Source organism: Microbacterium sp. NC79, from assembly GCF_019061125.1.
Lineage (GTDB): Bacteria > Actinomycetota > Actinomycetes > Actinomycetales > Microbacteriaceae > Microbacterium.
This window is the reverse complement of sequence record NZ_JAHQYI010000001.1, coordinates 1,998,580-2,018,478: the sequence shown is the minus strand read 5'-3', so window position 1 is coordinate 2,018,478 and position 19,899 is coordinate 1,998,580. Positions and strand designations below refer to the sequence as shown.

Sequence of the window (19,899 nt, the reverse complement as noted above, 5' to 3'; positions counted from 1 at the left end):
ACGTGCAAGTCTAGTAGCGCTTCCTGAGCCTTGCGCCGCAAGCCCGCTACGTTACCGAACTGATCGTCTCAATCTGGGTGATGTGGGAGATCGGAAGGGTGCGCTCCACATCCGCTGCCTTGTCACGGCCGCGGAGGCGACCGCCACCAAAACCAGACGCCTCCAGCGTGAATGTGCGCTGATCGGCTCCGGGGATCGCCACCGTGACCGTCACCGTGCTGCGATTTCGTACCGCCAGCTCCAGCTCTCGCTCAAGCCACGCGGTTTCAGAGTTATCGCGCGCCGATTCGCGGAGCCGCTCGATGAGATCGGCGTAGGCGTGCGCTTCGTGCGCAGCCGAATGTTCTGCCAGCCGGTGCCTTTGCAGCCGCTCAGGGGTTCCGTCTGCCGCCACCAAAATCACCGGATAGTGCGCGTCGGCGAGGGCGACAGCGACGGTATCGCGTCCGACTCGAGACACGAGTCCGAGGGAGGAGCGGGTCAGGCCCAGCGGGCGCAGCACCTGATCAACCGCGAGCGTATCGATGAGTGCGTTTGTCTCAGCAGTCACGAGCGTCTCATCGCCGTGCTTGCCGACACGAATGGAACCGTGCCTTCTGGCTGTTTCGCCGACAAGATAGGCGAGGGGCTGCGGAATACCCGTCAACGAGATCTTCGTCAGAAATTCGGTGATCGTCTCTTCGGTTTCGCCGCCGGTGACCGCATCCATCAGCGACGATGGGGTGAACCGATACGTCGATGCCTGCGCGTGGGATTCACGCACCGCCATCGAGCGCAGCCGAATATCGAGCGCGGCCTCGAGCGGGCCAGGGCTAATCGCTGTGAGGTCATGTTGCAGGTAGATCTGGTCGACCTCATGCGGCAAGAGCTCGCTGAGCGCGGCGCGGTCAGGCTCACCACCGGCAAGCAGGGGAGCAGCCCACGGTGTCGCTGTGCCATCGGCGGTGAGCAGGCCCAACAGGAAAAGCGCGGTGCGAATGCGGCTCGCGCGCGCGGGCCATTCCGGATCCCACGGGTAGGCGCCTGGCCACAGGTGCGCCGGCACCACGGAACCGTCGTCAGCACGCATGCCTGCAGGCAGGTACGCGACGATGGCGCGGGCAATGCGATCCCAGCGCTCACGGTTGGATTCGCGAAGCCAGTTTGCGCCGGTAGGCGTTGCCATCCAGGTGCGTTCGAGCGTGGCGGTCAGCCCCGAAATGAGTCCGATGCGCAGGAGGGTGTCGACGTCGTCCGGGTCGTCGACAACGTTGGCTTCGGCGAGACGCCGACGTTCGGCGGCGCTCACGGCTCCGCTTCCGATCTGTGCGAGAGGGCTGGTCAACAGCACCGTGAGGAGATCGGCAATGTTGCCGATTGTCGTAAAGGCGCGTTCGGCTGCCCGAGCGGCGGGTTCTGCGCTGGAATCATCCGCGGGTGTGTTGGAGGCGGTTGGCAGTTGACGCACCACGCTCGCCACCGGTGCATACATGGTTCCGTCTGCAGTCATAAAGCCAGCAGCAACCAGGGCCTGATCAACGGAGGGGAGTGCCTCTCCCGCCGCCAACTGGCGCAGCGCGGCCGCCTGTGCGGCGGTGACTGCGCGAAGGCCAGCCTGAATAGAGGCCGGTTCGAGAAATGCTTCTGCGGTGTCAAAGAAATCGCGCCAGACGACGCGCGGTGACACATCGCGCGCCGTGAACAGCCGCTCGAGAGCCTCGTCACTCTGGGTAGCCAGGGCAACGGCGAGCCCGCGCGCGTCGGTCGTCATAAAACGCCGCTACCGCTGTTGGTTGCCGCGGGCTGCTTTGGCAAGCTTCGCCCGACGCACGGTGTTCGAAATAAGCAACGTAAAGAAGAGCACAACGCCGAGAGGGAGCCCGTAGTACATGATGCCGCTCAGAATCGTCCACAGCGGCGTGCTGAAGTCGACCGTGATCATGGAGCCAATGATGACGGCCACGAAACAGATGACGGCCGCGACAATGAGCGTCAGCGACGACACCGCCAAAATGCGGTCAAGACGCGTGACAGGAACCTCAGTGTCAGGATTTTCGTTACTCATCACTCTCCAGTGTATTCGCCTAGACCCAGGTAGGCTGGTGGACGGGTCATTTGACCCTGCTTTAGCGCGCCAAATAGGCGCACGAGTTCAGTGAGGGTGCTATGCCAGCGGGCAAAGTCCGTTTCTACGACGAAGAAAAGGGTTTCGGCTTCATTTCGGCTGAGGATGGTCAAGACGTGTTCTTGCACGCGACCAATCTGCCGGCAGGATCGCCTGCGCCCAAGCCAGGCACGCGTGTCGAGTTTGGCGTCGCTGAAGGTAAGCGGGGCCCGCAAGCCCTGGCGGTACGCATCCTCGAGGCTCCCGTGAGCCTCGCAAAAAAGAACAGAAAGCCTGTCGATGACATGGCGATCATTATCGAAGACCTCGTTAAGCTCCTCGACAACCTCGGTGGCGACCTGCGCCACGGTCGGTACCCGTCGTCGAGCCAGACACGTAAGGTCGCAACAGTACTGCGCAAGGTGGCGGACGAGCTTGACGTTTGAATCAGATGACATCGTGACGCCCGGGGAGCCCGACGAGACATCGGCCGTCGCCGCTGAGGTCGTGGCGGAAGCCGAAGCGGACCCTGTGGCTGCGGCGGAGGAGACTTCGTCGAGTACCGAAGCGCAACCCGATGGCGGCGCACCGGTCGTGGCCACCGAACCCGACGAAACGCTCCTTGCCGCACACGATCTTGCCTATGCGGCGCTGCTGGAGATTACGCCGGCCGCATCGATCGGCAAGCCCGCAGGCCACATCGTTGAGCCCGATGGCGTCGTGTCTCTGATGTTTGAAACCACGCTGCTCGGATACCCCGGCTGGTTCTGGACGGTGTCGCTCGCCCGTGTGCCTGGCGAAGAACCGACCGTTCTTGAAGCCGAACTTCTCCCCGGCGAAAAAGCCCTTGTTGCACCTGACTGGGTACCGTGGGATGTCCGCCTCGCGGAATATCAGGCAGCGCAGATCGCCGCTAATGAACCGGCAGCCGATCACGCCGACCACGATGATGCTGACGACGACGACGAAGACGACGACGAACTCGACTTTGACCCGGACGACATGCGTAGCGAGGGCGGCGAGGATCTCAACGGCATCGATATCGATGCGCTCGGCGAAGCCGACATCAACGCGAATGACGACGATGACGACGATGACGAGTCAGACGACGACGATGACGACGAGTCGGATGACGACGACGATGACGACGACGATGATGAGTCTGACGATGACGACGATGACGATGACGATGATGACGACGACGAGTCAGATGACGATGATGACGACGAGGAAGTCGCGACGGTCGCGGCTGCCGCGCCGGAGAAGAAGCGTCGCCGGTTGAACTGGCGTCGACTGCGTCGCTAGTCAGATCTCAACAACGCACAAGGGGCGGTCCTCATGATAGAGGACCGCCCCTTGTGCGTTGGTCTTAGCTGTGAGCCAAAACGTAGTCAATGCTGCGGATCAGCTGGCGCACATCGTCGGGCTCAATCGAGACGAACGTGGCGACACGCAACTGGTTGCGGCCGAGCTTGCGGTACGGCTCCGTGTCAACGATGCCGTTGGCGCGCAGTGTCTTTGCGATCGCGGCCGCATCGACAGACTCGTCAAAGTCAATCGTGGCGACGACGGGGGAGCGGTGCTCCGGGTTCGCGACGAACGGCGTTGCCACCGCTGAGGCCGCAGCCCATTCATACAGCGCACCTGAGCTTTCGCGCGTGCGAGCATCTGCCCAAGCGAGGCCACCGTTGCCGACGATCCAATCGAGCTGGCTGTTCAGGAGGTGCAGCGTCGTGAGGGCCGGGGTGTTCAGCGTCTGGTTGAGACGTGAGTTGTCGAGGGCCTGCTTAAGGCTGAGGAAGTCGGGGATGTAGCGACCCGAAGCGGCGATCCGCTCGATGCGCTCGATAGCGGCGGGAGAGACCAGTGCGAACCACAGGCCGCCGTCAGAACCAAGGTTCTTCTGCGGAGCGAAGTAGTAGACGTCGGTTTCTGCCGCGTCGAAGTCAATGCCACCGGCTGCGCTCGTCGCGTCGACGACCGTCAGGGCACCATCGTCGCCGTGCGCGCGGCGGATGGGAGCGGCGGCTCCGGTCGAGGTCTCGTTGTGCGGGTATGCGTACACGTCGATGCCTGCTACTGCTTCAGCCTCGGCAATGGTTCCGGGTTCTGCCTTGCGTACATCCGGAGCCTGGAGCCACGGAGCCGCGGCCGCCTTCGCAAACTTGCCGCCGAACTCACCGAACACGAGGTTCTGAGCACGGTTCTCAATGAGGCCGAATGCCGCGGCATCCCAGAACGCGGTCGAACCGCCGTTGCCAAGGATGACTTCGTAGCCATCGGGCAGACGGAACAGCGTACTCATGAGGTCACGGACGGAACCAACGAGGTTCTTCACCGGGGCTTGGCGGTGGGACGTACCTAGCAGTGACAGGCCGGCCGCGGCGAGCGAAGTAATTTGCTCTTCGCGCACCTTGGAAGGACCGCAGCCGAAGCGGCCGTCAGCGGGTAGGAGGTCTCGGGGAATCTCAACTGTCGCCATGGGTTCAGTGTAGTTCTTTCCCGGGAGGTGCCTGGAGAGTGTGACAACGAAAGTCGGTAGGCTAGAGACCAATCTTTACCGGAGCAGTGAGGCGCCATGACTGACCTGATCGACACCACCGAAATGTACCTCCGCACCATCTTGGAGCTGGAAGAGGAGAACATTACGCCGTTGCGTGCGCGCATCTCTGAGCGCCTTGGCCACTCGGGCCCGACGGTTTCTCAGACGGTCGGGCGCATGGAACGTGATGGCCTCGTCGTCGTGTCGGAGACGCGCACGCTGGAGCTCACTGACGAGGGTCGCCAGAAGGCTGTCGACGTGATGCGCAAGCACCGTCTGGCTGAGCGTTTGCTTTCCGACGTCATCGGATTGGACTGGGCGTACGTGCACGAAGAAGCGTGCCGCTGGGAACACGTGATGAGCGAGCAGGTGGAGCGCCGCCTCGTTGAGTTGCTCGGTCACCCCACCGAATCGCCTTACGGCAACCCGATTCCGGGGCTGGATCAGGTGGGCGGCGAGACGAACGCGACGTTCGAGGAGGGCGTCGTCGGCCTAGTCCAGCGCCTCACCGACGCCGGCCGGCCGATCGAGGGCACCGTGCGCCGCCTCGCCGAGCCCGCACAGGTTGATCCGGAACTGCTTGAGCAGTTCCGTGACGCTGGCGTCTTGCCAGGAGCTCACGGCCAGTTCCGTTTCAACGAGGGTTACGTCCTGGTGGAGATGGACGGTAACGAAGCCGGTCTGGAACTGCCAGTTGAGGTTGCCGCGCACATTTTTCTGCTCAGCGATCGTTCGTGACGCTGCGACCGGGAATCTGCCCCGTCTTCCCCGAAATTACGCGGAAGACAGCCCGGTGTGAGAAGGGGTACAACCCGGCGAACGCGGGGTTGTGGAATCGCTCCAACATGAGAATTCTCGGAAAAGTTGGGTCTCAGCGAGACAATATCGTTACATTCGGGTAGCCTTGCTGAAGTCCGAAGGCGAGAAGCTGGCCAGAGGACACCGTGGAAAATGCCTCGCTGGCTCGTCATTTCCGCGGGTCCCGATGCACAAAGTGCCCTGAGTAACAGAGTGCCGACGAGCCGCCACGCATAGTGGAGAGGCGCCCGGAGGATCAGCTTGTCGTCACAGAACGAATCGTTGAAGAACGAGACCGACTCATCGGTCGTTGCCTCTTCAACCCCTCGAATTACCCGTCGTAGCGCCGAACAGAACACCAAGAAGCCCGTGGCCCCCGCCCAGGCTCACACGAAGATTCGCCCCATCAGGGCACTCGCGATCTTCGGTGCTGTTGCTGGTCTTGTTGCTACCGTCGCATTGCCCGCATACGCCGCCTTCAAGCCAGCTGTCGACGAGTCCGTGACGCTCCAGCAGGTCGCAGAAGATGGCGCACAGACTCTTGTCGTCGCATCGGACGCAGACACCACAAACCTGCAGGCAACCACGTACGCTGCGACCACCATTGGTGAGATCGAGCAGAAGAAGGCAGAAGAGGCCGCCGCCCAGCGCGCCAAGGAACTGGCTGCACAGGCTGCTGCTGCGGCCGCATCCAACTCCCAGGCGGCAAGTGCGTGGTCCAACGTCGACCTCTCCATGGTTCCGGCTGGTTCCGGCACCGTGATCTTCCCCCTGCAGAGCTACGACTACATCGGTGATGGCTTCCGGTCGCGCGGTGGTTCGCACGATGGCGTCGACATCCTCGCTCCGGCCATGACCCCGATCTACGCGGCAGCTGACGGTGTTGTCACCGTTTCCAGCGAAAGCTACTGGGGCTACGGCGTCGGCGTTGTGCTTGACCACGTCATCGGTGGTCAGCGCGTTTCCACGCTCTACGGACACATGACTTATGGCACGCGACTCGTCAGCGTCGGTGACACCGTTTCGGTCGGTCAGCCGATCGGCGCGGTCGGTACGACCGGACGTTCGACGGCCAACCACCTCCACTTCGAGGTTGAGGTTAACGGCTCGCTGGTTGACCCGATGGCATGGCTGAACGCCAACGCGGGCTAACAAATACAAAGAATTAACCCGCCAGTGGCCTGAAAAGGTCGCTGGCGGGTTTACTCTTTACCCGACGCGGAGAAGCGGAGAGTGAGCATATGAACCGACGACCACGCACCCAAACCATGGGTGCAGGAGGCCGAGACGTTCTGTTGCAATGCCTGCGACACGACATGCACAGCCATGCTGTGCGCCCCACCAAGGTGCTGTCTGACAAGACAGCGCCTTTTGTCGTTTCTGGGCGCTCTCTTGCCGCCACCACGCCGCCATGCATCGACGCGCCTGGCAGCCTGCCGGGCCCCATCGAGAGGACGACGGATGCGCACGTTGGTACTAAATGCTGGATATGAGCCACTCGCGGTTGTGTCATTTAAGCGAGCGCTTCTGCTGGTCATGAATGAGAGAGCGACGGTTCTGGAATCAGTCGTCGACGATCCGGTGTGGACGACAACGGCGGTATATGACCGTCCTGCGGTGATCGTGCTCACGCAGTACATTCGCCTCCCCAAGACCAGGCGCATGCCTGCGACCCGTCGCGGGGTGCTTCGACGTGACGCTTTCCGGTGCGCCTACTGTGGCGGCACGGCCTCAACAATCGACCACGTGCAGCCGCGCTCACGCGGTGGCGACGGGTCGTGGGAGAACCTGGTGGCATGCTGCCTGCGGTGCAATAACGTCAAGAGCAATCGCACGCCACAGGAGATGGGGTGGGAGCTACGGATTAAGCCGCGGGCCCCGCGAGGCGGAACCTGGGTGGTGCGGGGCGTCGAGCGTGCAGAAGCGTCGTGGGAGCCGTACCTCGGGATAGCGGCTTAACCCACGACGCCGAGAGGGCTTACTGAGCGCCCTTTGCCTTCTGTACCGTCTTCTTGAGGAAAATGGCGGCCAGGATCCAGCCACCGAGGGCGGTGATCACCCACACCACCAGTGGGGCCAGTAGCCATGCCGTTACGCCCTCAATGCGGAGGCCGCCGGGAAACAGCGTCGCGACAAACAGTGCAAGAAACGTGGTCACCAGGCCGATACCGCCCAGAATCGCGTCCGCATACTTGCGTGCGATGTTGAACACGAACGGGCCGAGCAATGTCTGCGCGATGGCAAACACGACGACAGCCACAGTGAAGCCGCTCGCGCTCAACGTGACGCCCGGGATCACCCAGGACGCAACGAGAAGACCGAGAGCTGCGGTCGCGAGGTTAATGGCCACGCGAATCAATAACCGAATCATCGCAACACCTTTCTGTGGAGCACATTGTGCCCGCGAGGTTAGAACGAACCGATGCCCTTGCCAAGCAATTGCACGCCAAGAATCACGAACAACACCGCCATGATGGTGCCGTTGTTCACGGTGAGCCATGTGCGCATCGAATCGAGCATAGTGGTGGCTTTCTGCGGCGTCACCAGGTACATCACCACAGGCAGGGCGACCGTCGCTGCGGCGATCACAACAAACACGACGATCGCGACAGTGATGGCACCGGCGGTTTCTGCCACGTGACCGATGGCAGTGGCCGCGGCGATCGACATCATCAGGTTCTTCGGGTTCACGGCCGCGAGGACGAACGCGAGCACGAGAGCACCGCCAGGCTTCATCGAGTCGATGGCACTCATCCACTTCGGAAGCGCAGGCATCTCGCCTGGTGCCGGTCGTGCGCGCCACTGCTTGATCGCAAGCAGCAGCAGGAGTGCGCCAAGAACCAGCTGAATGACGCCGACGATGGGGCGTGGCCCGTCGTCGGATTCTTGCGGAAGGAGACCGGCAAGCAGGGTGAAGCCCACCACGGCGATCGTGACACCGGCAATCCACCCGGTGAGGAACGACAGCGCCAGCGGTCGAGGCCGTGGCGACATGAGCATCAGGATGACAGCGATAATCGGGACCGGGCTGATCGCGATCGTCACGGCGTACGGAAGAACGTCACCAATAATGTGGTTCATGGGATCGATCTCGCCCGGCTAGCTGCCGAGGATCAGCGCCTTTGCCTGAGCGAACTCAGCGTCGCTGAGGACGCCCTGCTGATGGAGCTGACCCAACTGCGCCAGCTTTGCCAACAGATCGGAACCATCTCCCGCCGCTGCTGGGGGTGCGGGGGCTGGGGGAGTTGCAGGCATCGCGGCGAATGCCGCTCGTTCCTGCGCGGCGGCAGCGGCTTGCTGCTGCTCGAAGGCGGCGGCTTCCTGCTGCGCCACAGCGTGCTGGTGCTGGCGGCTTGCAACGGCACCGCTCACGGCGGTGGCTGTGCCAGCAACCACGGCGGTACGGGCTACGGTTCCGAGAAGGCCGGGGCGTCCGGCGCGTCGAATGAAAGGCATGTCTCTCCCTAGTACGGGCCGGCTAGGACGCGTCGGCGATGATTTGGTTGATAACGGGTGCAGGAATCCGCTCGCTACGCACGACGGTGCCGTGGGCGTTTGCGAGTGTTTGGGCCAGCTGAAGCGCCCAGGTCATTTCCAGCGCGACGATCGCGACACTCGAGCCAGGCGCGATCGGGGCGATCGCCTCGGCGATGTCGTCTTCGCCGACGAGACCCTGTACTTCAAGCGTCATATCGCCGAGCACGTACTGCGAGTCTTCTTCTGTGACTTCAACGAGGGTCACGCTGCCGTCGTCGTGGCGGCTCGCGATCACAATGTCGAGCAGACGGACGGTTCCGGTTTTCGTGAGGTCAAGGACCGCAGACAGCACCTGAGGGTTGGGTTCGGTCCCGGGAAACTCGACGACATAGATGTCGACAGGGCCGTAGTTAAGGGTCGTCATGATGCTCCGTTCGCTTCAGCGAGGGTCGGGAAGCTCCACGACCCGTTCAAAAACTCTGCGCGCGGGCGGTAGAGGCGAACCAGGTAGTTCCAGCCCTCCATGACGGGCAGCGCGTTGACGTCGTCCGCTCCGCCGCCGAAGTTCACCGTGACGGTGCCGTCAGGGTTAGACGTGCCGATGATGTTGTTGACGCTGTACGCGTTGAGGGCGTTTTCTACGAAGTATCCGTCCGCGTTGTATAGCGAGATCGACCAGAAGCCGTCGACCGGAACCTCGCCGACGGTGAGGGCGTAGTGACCGACGGGGAGTTCCGGGCTCACCATGATGTAGGAGGCTTCCTGCTCGGGCAGCCCTCCCCACCCCAGTGCCGTCCCGATGAGGTGACGGATGGGATCAACTGCTTCCTTGGTTCCGAAACAGCGTTCCAAACCACCGAGACCCTTGCCGAGCTCCAGTAACGCGTTTCGGGTTGCGGTCAGCGAAGCCTCGTCCGATTCGGGCGCCACGAACGGGCGGCTCGAGTTCGCCGTGATCGAAAGCTGACGCTGCAGATCGTTGACGATTGCGACGTCGTCTGAGTTCTCCGGGTCAACCAGAATGCGCGCGGCCAACATGACGAAGTCAGTGTCGAACTCGTCGGTTGTCAGCTCGTACGTGCCAGCGTCATGAAAAATGTTGTTGATGAAGTGGTCTTGGTTAACGACCATGACCGAAATGTAGCGGTCACCACCGTCGGGGATGGTGATTGTCGCACCCTGAGAGATGTCGACGACAGCGGCAGAATACAGCGTGTCGCGGTTCATTCGAATAATGGGTTGCTGCGTCACGGGCGTCGGCGTGAAACCGTGTGACCACAGGCCGGTGCCTCCGGCCTGTGCGAAGATTGCCGCGAACATGCGGTCGCTCTCGGCCCTGACAAAGTTGTTGACGGTGACCTGTTGCGCACTCATAGAACTCCCCACTCTGGTTGTTTATCTATCGTGTCGTGTCCTGAGCGGGCCACATCATCCACGATTGGTGATTTCCCGCGGTGAAACCAGGGGGTGTCAGGCAAAGACTGGGCGCGTGCGCCGCGGTGTGGCACGCTCGAGGAACGAGCGGGGAACACCCCGCGTGAGAAAGGCGGAATCATGGTTGTCGTCAATAGCGCCCTGCTCAACGAGGCGTACATCGTCACTTTTCCGCTCGTTTTCAACCTCGACCAGGTCAAGCGGTACGTTGAGACGGGCGTCGGGGCGAACCCAGCGGCGGCGTTCAACACGTTCAGTCATGCGCGTTCCCTCGCCGGGCCCGAGGATACCTTCGTCTCGATCAACAACGACACGCTGTATTCCATGGCCCAGATCGACCTGAGCGTCGGGCCGGTGTGGCTCGAGGTACCCGAGACCGGCGAGCGCTACTACGTGTTGCAGTTCGTTGACGCGTGGACGAACAATTTTGCGTACGTGGGGCGTCGGGCAACCGGAACCGCGGCAGGGCGGTTCCTGCTGGTTCCGCCAGGGTGGGAAGGTCAGCAACCGTCCAACGCCACCGTGATTCATGCCCCGACGACCGTGTTCTCGATCGTGGGACGGTGGGCTTGTGGCGATGCGGAAGACGTGGCAGCCGTGCACGCCCTGCAAGACGCAACGACTCTGACCCCCATCGATGCAGAGGCGACACCGGCCGGAATTCCAACGATCAGCGCCGATGTGCCGTCTGAGATTGCTTTTCTGGAAAAGGCGCGGGTGTGGTCGCAGGCTTTCCCGCCGTCAGAAGCGGAGCAGACCGTGCTGGCGAAGTTCGCCGATCTCGGCCTGACGGCGCAGGAGAGCCCCTACCTGGCGCTTGCGGCGGACGAGGTCGCAACGTTGGCCACGGGGCTCGTCGCCGGAAATAGTGCGCTCATCGAGTACCTCAAGACGGGGGACGTGCCCATCGTCAACGGATGGATGCTCACCTATCACGCGTTTGACTACAACATCGAGCACTTCGAAGTTGGCACCATAAATGCTCCGGAGTTTGTGGCACCCGATGGCCCCGCACGGTATGTGTTGCGTGCCGGGGCAGCCTTGGGCGGTCTCTGGGGAAACCACGCGTATGAGGCGGCCTATGCCGCGGTCTACGTCGACGCGACGGGCGCGCAACTCACCGGCGCGCAGAAGTACACGTTGACCTTCAACCCGACACCGCCCGTCGGTGCGTTCTGGTCGATTACGATGTACGCCGTGCCTGACTTCTTCCTTGTCGCCAATGTCGCTGACCGTTATTCGGTTGGCAGCGAAACCCCTGGACTCGTGTACAACGGCGATGGGTCGCTGACGATTGCGATCAGCGCCACCGAACCGTCTGATCCGCAGCGTCGCGCCAACTGGCTACCGGCGCCTGCAGGGGAGTTCCGTCCGCTGCTGCGCATGTACGAACCCGACTCGTCGGTCGTGGACGGGCGCTTCGAGTTGCCCGCGATCGAGCGCGTCGCGGAGGGCAGCTCATGGTAACGCTGCCCATCGGAACTCGTCTCGACAACGCCGACGAGACGGTTGAACTCCTCGCAAGCAAGTTCAACCGTCACACCTTTTGGTGTGGCCAAAGTGGTTCAGGCAAGACCTACGCGCTCGGCGTGGTGTTGGAGCAGCTCCTGCTCAAGACCGAATTGCCGCTACTCATCCTGGATCCGAACGCGGACTTCGTGCGCCTGCATGAAACCCGTGCGGGGGCGGCTACCGAGTCGGCCACGGCGATCAGCCAGTCCGATATTCGTGTGCTGCACTCCACGCATGCCGGTGGCGAGCGCCTACACGCCAGCTTCGTCAATCTGTCGCCCGCGTCCAAGGCCGCAGTTCTCCAGCTCGATCCCATTGCGGACGCCGAAGAGTACAACGTGCTGCTGCACCTCGAGGGCGACGTCTCCGCCTTCAACGATGCAGAGTTCTTGACCAGGCTGCGGCAGTCAGACGACCCGGGTGCGCGTCGCCTGGCATTGCGCATCGAGAACCTGCAAACGTTGGAATGGCCGCTGTGGGCACGTGGCGCTGAAACGGCGACCCAGATCGCGGATCAGCGCCCGCGGGCAACCGTCATGGACCTGGGCGGTTTCGCGAACCCCGCTGCCCCCAAGGTCGCCGCATTGAGCGTGCTGGAACACCTGTGGGCTCGCCGTGACGAACGTCGTCCCGTCCTCATCGTGATCGATGAAGCACACAACATTTGTCCTCCTGAATCCACCACTCTGGTGGAGCGGGCGCTCACGGAACAGATCATCCAGATTGCCGCCGAGGGGCGAAAATTCGGACTGTGGCTTTTGCTGTCGACGCAGCGGCCAACGAAAATTCACCCGAATGTGCTTTCGCAGTGTGACAACCTGGCGCTCATGCGGATGAACGCTCCCCGCGACCTCGCTGAAGTGGCGCAAGTATTCGGTTTTGTGCCGGCGGAGCTGCTCTCCCAATCGCCAGCGTTCGCGCAGGGGCAGGCGCTGTTTGCCGGTGGCTTCGTCGCGCAGCCAACGCTGACTCAGATGGGTGCTCGCATCACTGAAGAGGGCGGCAGTGACGTGCCCGTGCCGCTAAAGGTGTAGCCCGAACCATCAGGCCGGCTAGATTCGGAGTTTGACGGCTTCTCGTCGGGTACTGACGCCGAGTTTGCGGTAGATCGCGCGCTGGTGCGTGCGCACAGTGTTGACAGAAACGTGCAGGGTGGCGGCGATTTCTTCCGCCGTCATCGTCGTGCACAGGTAGCTGAAGATCTCGCGCTCGCGGCGGGAGAGCGCTGCGCCCAACACCTGGTCACGTGCCGATCCACCTGTGGCGCTGACGATATTCGAGGCAATAAAGTGCTCGTGCGCCGTTCCCCACGCCGCATGTTCCGTGATCAAATCCCGAAGCGTGTCATCGCCTTCTGTCGCGACAAACGGCAGGATGATGTGCTCTGGCACGGCAATGTCGAGCGCCCGCTCCAGCGACACGTGGGCACGGTGCTGATCACCGGTTTGTCGCATAATCGCTGCTGTTGTGACGAGGGCCGAGACCGCAACGTACGATATCCGTTCCGGGTGCGCGATGCGCGCCAATGACGCGAGCGCGACATCGGGGTGCCCGGCACGTCGATAAATCTCGGCTGCGAAGATATTCACGACCGGAACGGCCTCTACCTCTTGAAGCGGAACCATGATGTTCACGGCGCGCTGGTAGTCGCGGGACGCGGCGGCGAGTGCCGCAGCCGCGATGCGTCGATAAGCGGGCCACGGAACCCCGTGCACTTCTTCATTGCTGATGCCGCGCACATGAACGGCGGCATCAGCGATCAGTTGCGCGTTACCGGTCGCGGCGGTCGTCAGGCACAGAAACAGGCGCGCTAACGCCGCATAGGAGGTGTTGTGACCTCCGCGCTTGATTAGCGCAGTGAAGTGCTCGCGGGCGGACGTGAGTTTGTACTGCCACATATCGCTATGTCCGCGTGTGACAAGCTCAATGCCGCCGTCGTAGTGATCCCAATCTGGTTCATTCTCAGAGCTGGATGCTGCGTCCAAGAACTCGCGCGATGTCACGAAGTGCCCGCCGTAGGAGTAGGCGAATCCGAGGTTGGTGGCTGCGCGCCGTGCGAGCGCCGTGAGACCTGCAGTACTGGCGTCTCGGTGGGCGGTGGTGAGAAGACGAATGGCCTCAGCGGGGTCGCGGCGTAGCCGCAGTTCGACCCACCCAAGCAGGAAGACCGCGTACACGTGGATGCGGTTTGCGGTGGCTGCCGTGCTCAGAGCGGCGCGGACATCGTCAGCGGCGCGGGTGAGGGTGAGTCGGTCGTGAGCCAAGAAGAGATCAGCGAGCGCTCCGACGAATGACATTTCGTCGCCGAGGGCGGGGTCATCATCGAAAATGGATCGCGCCTGGGCGCGAAGGCGGCTCGCTCCTGCGGCATCCCCGTCGATATCGAGGCAACACGCTCGGATGAGGAGGATGTCAGGTGCCTGTGCAAGCTCGGCAGGCAGGGCGAGGCAGCGGGCATTTAAGGTTGCGCCATTGGTGTCGATGACCATGCGCAGCCAGTTTTCCCGAATGATGTGCGCGGCGAGGTCGGCGTTGCCCGCGCTGAGGGCATGCAGCGTCGCCTCAGCGGGAAAGTCTTGTGAAAGCCATTGCGCCGCAATCACGTTGAGCTTGCGCGCGCGTTCATCCTGTTCGCGGCGCAACAGAATGCGGCAGTGGCGGGCGAAAACGTCGTGCCAACGATAGACAGGCGATGCATCTTCACGCACGTAGCGGTCAAGGAAGAGCCCGAGTTGTACGCACTCATTAAGCAGGACCGCAGCGTCCTCACGGCCGGAAAGTTCTTGAGCGAGGCGCGCATCAAGGCGGGTGCATGAGGTGGTGGCCAAGACAAAATCGAACAGCTCATCCGAAAGGGAACCAAGCACAGACTGTGCGATGAACTCTGTCAGCAGGCCATCGTCGCCCGTCACTCGAGAATGATGTGAGGCAGATGACGTCGGGTCAGTGAGACTGATCCGGGCGGCGATCGGCCAGCCTTCCGTTGCGGCCATGATGCGCTCGGCGTCGGCAGGTGAGAGCTCTTGGCGTGTCGTCATGATGGCGAGCGTGTTGAGCTCTGCTGCGGTCAGCGCGAGCGTTTCCGGTCCGACGAGAATCGCATCACCCATGGCAAGGGGGCGGCTAAACCACTCCGCAAGGTGTCGCGTTCCTGAGACGGCAATGTGCGCGTAGCCGTCGGAGCGTTCTGCCAAGAACGTGATCACGTCGTCGACCACGGTGCGGTTGGCGCGGTGTGCGTCGTCGATGACGATGGTGACGCGCTGCCCGACGGTCCGCAGCGCCGCGCAGATGCGGTCCAGCGTACGCTCGGCGTTTTCGCCGTCAGGCACGACATCAAGCAGGAGAGACAGGTTCGGCGTCGCACGCGCGATTGTGTGCAAGGCCGTCAAAATGCCAGCGACCAGTTGCATTGTGGTGTGGTCATCGTGAGTGACTGTGAGCCAGGCGACCGGGTGATCAGTACGGGCGGCCCATGCCGCGAGCGCTGTCGTCTTGCCATAGCCGGGCGGGGCAACCACAACGGGGGTGGTTCCGGTGGCCGCCGCGTTCTCGAACAGTTCACAAAGGCGCGGTCTGACAAGCGCTGTCGCCTTGGGCTGCGGGGGCGTGACCAGGAACCATGCAGAAGGACTCCACTGCGCGGCAACATGGCGATCCATGGCTCCTCAGCATAGTGCCCACGCCCATCAGAAGGGTGCGCAGCGGACAGACACCATGCCGTGCGGCGCCCTATGCTGATGCGCCGCGCGGGCCACAGTCATCCGTCATTGGTGAATTCGTTGTCGTCCGCTATGTTCCTGGGGCGAGTTCAGCCACGCTATGAACACGGGTGGGCAACGTCGAAGAAGGTGCGAGGGTATGCAGCGACCGCTTCAAGGATTGACGCGCAAGAACATTATGCGCGAAGTTGTCGCCGGTATCACGTTGCTGGCGATTTCGGTGCCGCTCAACATCGGTTACGCGCAAATTGCAGGGTTGCCTGCGACGGCTGGCCTCTACGCGCTCATCGTGCCAACGATCGTGTACGCCCTCATGGTGTCGTCACGCCAGGTGGTGGCATCTCCAGACGCTGCGGCCGCTGCCCTTGTCTTTTCCTCGCTCGTGGGGTTGGGTGCTGCCGGGGAGAACTTTGCCGCGATGGCTGCCGCGCAGGCGATCTTAAGCGGGCTGATGCTAGCGGCGTTCTCGTTCTTGAAGCTCGGATTTCTCGCCAACTTCCTGTCGAAGCCGATCCTGATCGGGTTCGTTGGTGGGTTGGCGCTTGAGATCTTGGTGAGCCAGCTCGCCAAAATGCTGGGGATTCGACTTGACGCCGCCGCCGAGTTCTTCGAAAAGGTTGCTGAGCTGTTCGGTGCTCTTGGCTCGCTGAATGTCTTCTCGCTCGTGATCAGCGCGGCCTCCATCGGGGTCCTTCTAATCGGACGACGCCTTGCGCCCCTCATCCCGTGGGCTCTCGTCGTGCTTGTTGCGGCGACGGCGGCAACGGTGCTGTGGGGACTGGAGTCGAAGGGCGTCGCTGTTTTGGGGGAGGTGCCAGCCGGCCCACCGCAGTTCGCGCTGCCGATGCTCGATTGGAGCGTGTGGGTTGCGCTCATTCCGTCTGCGCTGGCGCTCACGCTGGTGACCGTGGCAGAGGGGCTCTTGGTGTCTCGCGCCTATGGTGAGAAGCACGGCTACCCGGTCAACCCTGACCAGGATCTCCTCGCTTTTGGTGCGGCGAACGTCGCTGCCGGTTTGTCGTCGTCGTTCGCCGTGGGATCTTCCACATCACGTTCCGCTGCCATGGATCAGGCGGGCTCTCGCACGCAGGTGCCGAGCCTCGTTCTGGCCGCTGGCACGCTCTTGCTCCTGCTGTTCGGAACCGCGTTGCTTGCACAGATCCCGTCGCCGGCGATCGGTGCGGTTGTGGCTGTCGCGGTGTTCAAGTTGCTCGGGTTGATGGAGTTCGGTGACCTCTGGCGCCAATCCCGATTCGAGTTCGCCATCGGTGTGGTGTGCTTTGTCGGCGTCCTGGCCTTTGGCCCGCTCGGCGGCCTCTTCCTGGCGTTTGTGCTCTCGCTGATTAATCTCGCACGCCGGGCAGCGAACCCGGCGACCGATGTCTTGCAGGGTTCCGATGATCCGCAAGCATCGCTCCTTGACAGTGCGCAACCGACCACGTTGACGGCACCGGGAGTGCTGGTTCTGCGGTTTGCGGCTCCCGTGTTTTTCGCCAACGGAACTATCCTGGCCGACCGCATAACCGGTTCCGTTCACGACGCCGCAGGAGAAGTCCGTGCGCTTGTGCTTGACGCTGAGGCGATCACCGACATTGATGTCACTGGCGCCGAAGCGCTTGGCGGCGCGAAGGCATGGCTGGCCGCGCGTGGCATCACCCTCGCGTACTCACGCGTGCGCCCGGAACTGCGCCAGCGCTTGGTGCACTTTGGGCTCATGGATCCGGCGCAGGAGTACGCGACCAACCGTGCCGCCGTGGCAGCCCTGCAAGTCTCGCCAGCGAACACGGGCGATGACGTGGAGGAGACGCTGTGATCAACCTTGCTTGGGACCTTGTTCCTGTTGCCTTCGGGGTCATCGCTAGTCCGCTCGCCATCATGGCGCTCGTTGCGGTTCTGCTTTCGCGGCATGCTCGTGTCAACGGTGTGCTGTTTCTGCTCGGGTGGGCGCTCGCCGTCATCGTCGCCGTTGTCGGGTTTGCGTTGCTGCTCGCCGCTGTTCAAGTTCAGGATGCCCAGCGCACCCCGCCCGCAGGCGTCGCTGTTATCCGGCTGCTTATAGGGATCGCGCTCGCGGGCTTCGCGGTATGGACATACCGGCGTTCGCGGGCCGCGCTCGTCAAGATGGCGGCTGCCCGCACACCTGACGACGTCGCCGCGGCCGCACCACAACTCCCCGGGTGGATGCGAAGCATTGACACGTTTTCACCGCAACGGTCGCTCGCGCTCGGACTCGGGATTTTCCTGCTGAACCCGGTCAACGTGTCGTGCGCGTTCATCGCCGCACTCGATGTGCGCCTGGCCGAGCTTGACGCGCCAGTACCCACCATCTTTCTGACGGTGTTCATCCTGGTCAGCATTGTTCCGATGGCCATTCCGGTGGTGATTCTGGTTATCCAGCGAGAGAAAGCGGCCCCAGCGCTTGAGGCGCTACGCGCGTGGATCGTGAAGAACAATGGCGTCATGAGCGCCATCTTCCTCGCCGTCATCGCATTTATGCAGATTCAGAAAGCGCTCGTGGTGCTGTCATGATGCCACTTTCTGCGCGGGTGCTGTTGCGGCGATACGTGCGCCGGTTCGGGTCGAAGAAAACCGTCGCGTCTGACCTTAAAGCGGGGCTCGTGCTCGGCGTGGAGAGCGTGCCAGACGGGCTAGCTGCGGGCCTGCTTGCCGGCGTTAACCCGCTCTTCGGTCTGTATGGGTACCTGATGGGAACCCTCGGCGGGGCGCTTGCCACCGGCTCCGTTTTCATGACGGTGCAGGTTACCGGCGCGATGGCTGTCGTGATCGCCGACGTACCGCTCATCCAGACCGGGCCCCTCGTCGGGGCAGCACTGGCCACCCTCGCGATTATGACGGGGATCGTGATGCTGGTGCTGGGCATCCTGAAACTGGGGTCACTCGTGCGGTTCATCCCGACCGCCGTGCTGGTCGGGTTCATCAACGCCGTCGCGATCAGTATTGTGCTTGGTCAACTCGATAACTTCACCGGCTACGACAGCGAGGGTGCCAACCGGATTATCCGAGCGATCGACACCCTGTTTCACCTGTTCGAGTTCAGTTGGCCTTCGTTGCTGGTCGGCATCATCACGATCGTGCTGATTCTCGCACTGGAGCGCACCGCACTCGGTGCCCTCGCGATGGTCGTGGCGATTGTGGCAACCTCGGCGCTCGCTGCGCTCCTGAACGCTCTGGTTGCACACCAGCCCGTCGCCCTCCTGTCTGGCATTGCCGAGGTTCCGAACGCACTGCCAGGGGTGTCTTTGCCCGATGCGTCGCTCATTCTCCCGCTCATCCTGCCTGCGCTGTCTTTGGCTCTCGTCGGGCTGGTGCAGGGTGCCGCCATCAGCGGATCGATCGCGAACCCCAGCGGGCGCTTCCCGGATCCCTCGGCAGATTTCCGCGGACAGGGGGTCGCAAATATCGCGGCAGGAATGTTCCAGGGCATGCCGGTAGGTGGGTCGATGTCGGCGACAGCCTTGGTGCGCGCTGCCGGTGCGAAAAGCGCGCTCGCCAACCTGGTGGCAGCGGCCATCATGGCGCTCACGATTGTCTTGCTGGGATCCGTGATCGGATACATTGCGATGCCTGCGCTCGCTGGGTTGCTTATCCTGGTCGGCGTACGCACCTTCAAGCTCCACGACGTGTTGATGGTGTGGCGCACCGGCCCGATTCAGATCGCCGTGCTCACCGTCACTTTCGTGTTGACGCTGCTGATTCCGCTGCAGTACGCGGTGCTGACCGGAGTCGGGTTGGCGATCATTTTGCACATCGCCCGTCAGTCCAATCGGGTCACGGTGAAGCAGTGGGTATTCGAGCCTGGCAACGCGCTGCCGAGCGAAACGGCACCGCCCGCAGCCGTTGCCCCCGGAGACATCGTCGTGCTGGTTCCGTACGGGAGCCTCTTCTTCGCGGCAGCTCCGGTATTCGAGGCGCAGCTTCCCACTGTTCCGGTGGTGGCGAAGCGTGCTGTCGTGATCGTCCGGCTACGCGGGAAGGATGAACTGGGCAGCACCTTCATTCGGGTGCTTGCGCAGTACGCGAGCCGACTGCGCGGTGCAGGCGGCTCGCTCATGCTTGCCGGCGTGAACAAGAAGGTTTATGAGCAGCTCACGGTCACGGGGGTGCTGGCCACCATCGGCCCAGAGAACGTGTTCGTCGAGGAACCACGTGTCGGGCGGGCGCTGACGTCAGCCATTCAGAAAGCCGAGCGGTGGGTGGCGGAGTCGGAGTAGCTCCCTCATTTGGGGAGGGGAACGGCGGAGTGGGCTTGCGGCAAGGACAGTGCAGTGGCGCACAACCGCAGGCTTTTGCATCACGGCACGCAGGCGAAG

The 19,899-nt window shown here is 62.7% G+C and carries 19 protein-coding genes; 10 read left to right on the top strand and 9 right to left on the bottom strand.

Going from position 1 to position 19,899, the window contains the following annotated elements:
* Positions 1–46: 46 nt before the first annotated feature.
* A complete protein-coding gene (locus tag KTJ77_RS09190; RefSeq protein ID WP_217338088.1) occupies positions 47–1,750 on the bottom strand; it encodes a helicase-associated domain-containing protein in 1,704 nt (567 codons plus the stop codon).
* A 9-nt stretch (positions 1,751–1,759) separates the two neighbouring features.
* Positions 1,760–2,044, bottom strand: coding sequence for a multidrug ABC transporter ATPase (locus KTJ77_RS09185; protein ID WP_217338087.1), 285 nt, complete (start codon positions 2,042–2,044; stop codon positions 1,760–1,762).
* A 101-nt stretch (positions 2,045–2,145) separates the two neighbouring features.
* On the opposite strand from KTJ77_RS09185, the gene KTJ77_RS09180 reads away from it, so the two are divergent.
* The gene (locus KTJ77_RS09180) at positions 2,146–2,529 is read left to right on the top strand and encodes a cold-shock protein (protein ID WP_217338086.1); all 384 of its coding nucleotides are present in this window, start codon (positions 2,146–2,148) and stop codon (positions 2,527–2,529) included.
* Complete coding sequence (locus KTJ77_RS09175) at positions 2,519–3,388, top strand: DUF3027 domain-containing protein (RefSeq protein ID WP_254367408.1); 870 nt, start codon at positions 2,519–2,521, stop codon at positions 3,386–3,388. Before KTJ77_RS09180 ends, KTJ77_RS09175 begins: the two co-directional genes overlap by 11 nt.
* Before the next feature lie 64 nt (positions 3,389–3,452).
* On the opposite strand, the gene serC is transcribed toward KTJ77_RS09175, so the two are convergent.
* Positions 3,453–4,565 (bottom strand): phosphoserine transaminase, encoded by a 1,113-nt coding sequence (gene serC, locus KTJ77_RS09170; protein WP_217338085.1) that lies wholly within the window; start codon positions 4,563–4,565, stop codon positions 3,453–3,455.
* Positions 4,566–4,661: 96 nt separating this feature from the next.
* Here serC and KTJ77_RS09165 point away from each other — a divergent pair, with 96 nt between their 5' ends.
* From KTJ77_RS09165 to KTJ77_RS09155, 3 genes are all read left to right on the top strand, one after another.
* Positions 4,662–5,363 (top strand): metal-dependent transcriptional regulator, encoded by a 702-nt coding sequence (locus KTJ77_RS09165; RefSeq protein WP_217338084.1) that lies wholly within the window; start codon positions 4,662–4,664, stop codon positions 5,361–5,363.
* A 321-nt stretch (positions 5,364–5,684) separates the two neighbouring features.
* Entirely contained in the window at positions 5,685–6,575 is an 891-nt protein-coding gene (locus tag KTJ77_RS09160; RefSeq protein WP_254367407.1) for a M23 family metallopeptidase, read from the top strand.
* Between the two features lie 309 nt (positions 6,576–6,884).
* The gene (locus KTJ77_RS09155; RefSeq protein WP_217338083.1) at positions 6,885–7,382 is read left to right on the top strand and encodes an HNH endonuclease; all 498 of its coding nucleotides are present in this window, start codon (positions 6,885–6,887) and stop codon (positions 7,380–7,382) included.
* A gap of 19 nt (positions 7,383–7,401) precedes the next feature.
* Here KTJ77_RS09155 and KTJ77_RS09150 read toward each other — a convergent pair whose 3' ends face one another.
* The 5 genes from KTJ77_RS09150 to KTJ77_RS09130 are packed head-to-tail and all read right to left on the bottom strand — an operon-like array spanning position 7,402 to position 10,274.
* A complete protein-coding gene (locus KTJ77_RS09150; RefSeq protein ID WP_217338082.1) occupies positions 7,402–7,794 on the bottom strand; it encodes a phage holin family protein in 393 nt (130 codons plus the stop codon).
* A 38-nt stretch (positions 7,795–7,832) separates the two neighbouring features.
* The gene (locus tag KTJ77_RS09145) at positions 7,833–8,504 is read right to left on the bottom strand and encodes a GAP family protein (protein ID WP_217338081.1); all 672 of its coding nucleotides are present in this window, start codon (positions 8,502–8,504) and stop codon (positions 7,833–7,835) included.
* Positions 8,505–8,522: 18 nt separating this feature from the next.
* Positions 8,523–8,879, bottom strand: a complete 357-nt coding sequence (locus tag KTJ77_RS09140) for an SHOCT domain-containing protein (RefSeq protein WP_217338080.1) — start codon at positions 8,877–8,879, stop codon at positions 8,523–8,525.
* 22 nt (positions 8,880–8,901) lie between these two features.
* Positions 8,902–9,324: a DUF6325 family protein gene (locus KTJ77_RS09135; protein ID WP_217338079.1), complete on the bottom strand. Its 423-nt coding sequence runs from the start codon at positions 9,322–9,324 to the stop codon at positions 8,902–8,904.
* Entirely contained in the window at positions 9,321–10,274 is a 954-nt protein-coding gene (locus KTJ77_RS09130; protein WP_254367406.1) for a DUF1214 domain-containing protein, read from the bottom strand. The genes KTJ77_RS09135 and KTJ77_RS09130 overlap by 4 nt, the downstream gene beginning before the upstream one ends.
* Positions 10,275–10,454: 180 nt before the next feature.
* On the opposite strand from KTJ77_RS09130, the gene KTJ77_RS09125 reads away from it, so the two are divergent.
* Both KTJ77_RS09125 and KTJ77_RS09120 read left to right on the top strand, forming a co-directional pair.
* Positions 10,455–11,801, top strand: a complete 1,347-nt coding sequence (locus KTJ77_RS09125) for a DUF1254 domain-containing protein (protein WP_217338078.1) — start codon at positions 10,455–10,457, stop codon at positions 11,799–11,801.
* Positions 11,795–12,880, top strand: a complete 1,086-nt coding sequence (locus tag KTJ77_RS09120; protein WP_217338077.1) for an ATP-binding protein — start codon at positions 11,795–11,797, stop codon at positions 12,878–12,880. The genes KTJ77_RS09125 and KTJ77_RS09120 overlap by 7 nt, the downstream gene beginning before the upstream one ends.
* Before the next feature lie 18 nt (positions 12,881–12,898).
* Here KTJ77_RS09120 and KTJ77_RS09115 read toward each other — a convergent pair whose 3' ends face one another.
* A complete protein-coding gene (locus KTJ77_RS09115; RefSeq protein WP_217338076.1) occupies positions 12,899–15,508 on the bottom strand; it encodes a LuxR C-terminal-related transcriptional regulator in 2,610 nt (869 codons plus the stop codon).
* Between the two features lie 199 nt (positions 15,509–15,707).
* On the opposite strand from KTJ77_RS09115, the gene KTJ77_RS09110 reads away from it, so the two are divergent.
* From KTJ77_RS09110 to KTJ77_RS09100, 3 genes are read left to right on the top strand one after another with little or no spacing between them, the layout of a single operon-like run.
* Positions 15,708–17,381: a SulP family inorganic anion transporter gene (locus KTJ77_RS09110; protein WP_217338075.1), complete on the top strand. Its 1,674-nt coding sequence runs from the start codon at positions 15,708–15,710 to the stop codon at positions 17,379–17,381.
* The gene (locus tag KTJ77_RS09105) at positions 17,378–18,097 is read left to right on the top strand and encodes a GAP family protein (protein WP_217338074.1); all 720 of its coding nucleotides are present in this window, start codon (positions 17,378–17,380) and stop codon (positions 18,095–18,097) included. The genes KTJ77_RS09110 and KTJ77_RS09105 overlap by 4 nt, the downstream gene beginning before the upstream one ends.
* The gene (locus KTJ77_RS09100; RefSeq protein ID WP_254367405.1) at positions 18,094–19,800 is read left to right on the top strand and encodes a SulP family inorganic anion transporter; all 1,707 of its coding nucleotides are present in this window, start codon (positions 18,094–18,096) and stop codon (positions 19,798–19,800) included. The genes KTJ77_RS09105 and KTJ77_RS09100 overlap by 4 nt, the downstream gene beginning before the upstream one ends.
* Positions 19,801–19,899: the final 99 nt, after the last annotated feature.

What these genes read in the sequence shown, in the direction of transcription:
- KTJ77_RS09165 (WP_217338084.1), top strand. Translation starts at nt 4,662, where the DNA reads ATGACTGACCTGATCGACACCACCGAAATGTACCTCCGCACCATCTTG.
- serC (WP_217338085.1), bottom strand. Translation starts at nt 4,565, where the DNA reads ATGGCGACAGTTGAGATTCCCCGAGACCTCCTACCCGCTGACGGCCGC.
- KTJ77_RS09185 (WP_217338087.1), bottom strand. Translation starts at nt 2,044, where the DNA reads ATGAGTAACGAAAATCCTGACACTGAGGTTCCTGTCACGCGTCTTGAC.
- KTJ77_RS09130 (WP_254367406.1), bottom strand. Translation starts at nt 10,274, where the DNA reads ATGAGTGCGCAACAGGTCACCGTCAACAACTTTGTCAGGGCCGAGAGC.
- KTJ77_RS09115 (WP_217338076.1), bottom strand. Translation starts at nt 15,508, where the DNA reads ATGGATCGCCATGTTGCCGCGCAGTGGAGTCCTTCTGCATGGTTCCTG.
- KTJ77_RS09180 (WP_217338086.1), top strand. Translation starts at nt 2,146, where the DNA reads ATGCCAGCGGGCAAAGTCCGTTTCTACGACGAAGAAAAGGGTTTCGGC.
- KTJ77_RS09155 (WP_217338083.1), top strand. Translation starts at nt 6,885, where the DNA reads ATGCGCACGTTGGTACTAAATGCTGGATATGAGCCACTCGCGGTTGTG.
- KTJ77_RS09100 (WP_254367405.1), top strand. Translation starts at nt 18,094, where the DNA reads ATGATGCCACTTTCTGCGCGGGTGCTGTTGCGGCGATACGTGCGCCGG.
- KTJ77_RS09125 (WP_217338078.1), top strand. Translation starts at nt 10,455, where the DNA reads ATGGTTGTCGTCAATAGCGCCCTGCTCAACGAGGCGTACATCGTCACT.
- KTJ77_RS09145 (WP_217338081.1), bottom strand. Translation starts at nt 8,504, where the DNA reads ATGAACCACATTATTGGTGACGTTCTTCCGTACGCCGTGACGATCGCG.
- KTJ77_RS09135 (WP_217338079.1), bottom strand. Translation starts at nt 9,324, where the DNA reads ATGACGACCCTTAACTACGGCCCTGTCGACATCTATGTCGTCGAGTTT.
- KTJ77_RS09150 (WP_217338082.1), bottom strand. Translation starts at nt 7,794, where the DNA reads ATGATTCGGTTATTGATTCGCGTGGCCATTAACCTCGCGACCGCAGCT.
- KTJ77_RS09110 (WP_217338075.1), top strand. Translation starts at nt 15,708, where the DNA reads ATGCAGCGACCGCTTCAAGGATTGACGCGCAAGAACATTATGCGCGAA.
- KTJ77_RS09120 (WP_217338077.1), top strand. Translation starts at nt 11,795, where the DNA reads ATGGTAACGCTGCCCATCGGAACTCGTCTCGACAACGCCGACGAGACG.
- KTJ77_RS09140 (WP_217338080.1), bottom strand. Translation starts at nt 8,879, where the DNA reads ATGCCTTTCATTCGACGCGCCGGACGCCCCGGCCTTCTCGGAACCGTA.
- KTJ77_RS09190 (WP_217338088.1), bottom strand. Translation starts at nt 1,750, where the DNA reads ATGACGACCGACGCGCGCGGGCTCGCCGTTGCCCTGGCTACCCAGAGT.